Annotated in this window: 1 protein-coding gene; it reads left to right on the top strand. The window is 62.4% G+C overall.

The genetic code is table 11. From position 1 onward, the window contains the following. Positions 1 to 569: 569 nt before the first annotated feature. A complete protein-coding gene (gene ltrA / locus PYV00_RS24065; protein ID WP_275230873.1) occupies positions 570 to 2,084 on the top strand; it encodes a group II intron reverse transcriptase/maturase in 1,515 nt (504 codons plus the stop codon). Positions 2,085 to 2,142: the final 58 nt, after the last annotated feature.

Raw genomic sequence — 2,142 nt, 5'->3', positions numbered from 1 at the left:
CGAGGGGGAGGACCTCGCGCCCAACACGACGCAGCGTGGGGGGATAAGCAGACGGATGAGGCGAACCGGGTGCTTCCGGCGAGCCATAAATCAGCAGAATTCGTCAAAGCCGGGGACAGGAGAACTTCCGCGATCCGAAGCGACCCGGCGAGCGAACTTGCCAAGGGAAGAGCAATCGAACCGATGGTTGACGCCTCGTTGGAATATGTATGTCGCCGATGCGGATGTGGGCGGCATGGCCTTCGGGCCGGTGACGTGCCGGGCCAGCTTTGGAGTGCGCGGCCCAGGGGTGCATGGCGATCCATGCGCCAGCCCGCGACTATGTCTGTGGTGGTCGCGGGCCGGTTGTCACACGGGGTAAAGTCGGTCCCTACAGCAGGTAAAAGGTCAGCAGCGGAACCCAAGAACCGCGTTGCCGCATCTCTTCTGGAGATGATCGAAGCGACCGATGATCGCGGCAATGTGGGGCGGAGCCCTCGTAGTAGTCCGAGAACGGGAAAGCCGTTCACATGGCGAAGGGGGGCAGTGGATATAGCGAGCCGGCAGGAGGTGGGCGCAAGCCCGGCCCGGTGAATACCGAGTTCATCCTCGACATGCAGTGCAAGCTGTTTCGGTGGAGTCACGCGGATCCGAACAGGATGTTCGGTGACGTGTTCAATCTGGTGTGTGACCGTCGCACGCTCGACTATGCTTGGCGAAAGCTTACCCGAAACAGGGGGAGTCGGACGCCCGGCACGGACGGGATGGGGCGGATACAGGTCGAGCAGCGTACCGGCGGCGTCGAACTCTTCCTCGATGAAATCGAGGCGGAGCTTCACAGCGGAACCTATAGGCCCCAACCCGTTCGGCAGCGGATGATCCCGAAGCCGGGCAAGCCGGGGAAGTTCCGACCGCTGGGCATCCCTACGCTGAAAGACCGCTTGGTACAGATGGCCTTGAAGCTTGTACTGGAGCCGATCTTCGAGGCGGACTTCTACCCGACCTCGTTCGGCTTCCGGCGTCGTCGCAGCACCCATGATGCCATCGCGATGATCCAGCGGCAGGTTAATCCCGGTCGTTGGGGAAACTCGCGGGTCGCCTACGTGATTGAAGGCGACATCAAGGGGTGCTTCGACAACATCGACCACCACCGGCTGATGGAGCGGGTGCGGCGTCGCATCAGGGACCGAAAGGTTCTGCGGCTCGTGCTCGCCTTCCTGAGGGCGGGGATCATGGTCGAAGCCACCGTCCGCCATCCTGTTGCGGGAACGCCGCAGGGCGGCATCATCTCGCCGTTGCTGTCGAACATCATGCTGACGGCAATCGATGAGCGGTACAGACGGTGGACGCCCGGCCCACATGAAACGGTGACCAGTGCGACGCAACGTCGCGCCCGCGACTACAATAGCGGGAAGGCTACCTTCTATATCGTGCGATATGCGGACGACTTCGTCGTCCTCGTATCCGGGTCGAGAGAAGCGGCAGAGGCCGAGAAAGATGCGTTGGCGACGTTCCTCCGGGAGGAGCTTCGCCTTGAGTTGTCGCCTGAGAAAACCCTGATCACCGACGTCCGAAGAGGCTTCGACTTCCTCGGATATCGGATCGTCAAGACGAGGTCGGCCCGAACGGGACGGTTCGTCTGCAAACTGCTCATACCCTTGGACAAGTTGCAGCGTCTGCGCGACACGATCAAGGCACGGACGAAGAGGCCGAGCCTTCGGCTCCCGCTGTCCGAGATCATCGACAGTCTCAACCCGCTCATACTGGGATGGCGAAGCTATTACCGCCATGCCATGCGAGCCCGCCGCGAGTTCAGGAAACTGGACTGGTGGCTGTCGGGGCGCATCGCCCGATGGCTGCGCAGCAAACACCCGAAGACCGTGCGAAAGACCCTGCGACGCTTCTTCCAAAGAGAGCCGCTGGGGCCGATGCGCTGGACCGACGGCAATGCGCAGCTGCGCTGGTTCTGGGAGGGCGCTACCGCGCCCTATCCATTCCGGGGCACCAAGATAACCAACGGCTGGGACACAGTCGGCGAAGCATGGTCTGGCGACAGACCCGCTGACTTCTGGCCAATGTTGAACATGCTCGCCGCAGCGAGATAACCACCCGTGGCTACGGCCACGCGCGGAGAGCCGGATGCAGGGAAACCTGCACGTCCGG

This window comes from Novosphingobium album (ex Liu et al. 2023), from assembly GCF_029076845.1.
Classification (GTDB): domain Bacteria; phylum Pseudomonadota; class Alphaproteobacteria; order Sphingomonadales; family Sphingomonadaceae; genus Novosphingobium.
The sequence above is the reverse complement of the archived record's forward strand: the minus strand, read 5'-3'. Positions and strand labels throughout refer to the sequence as shown.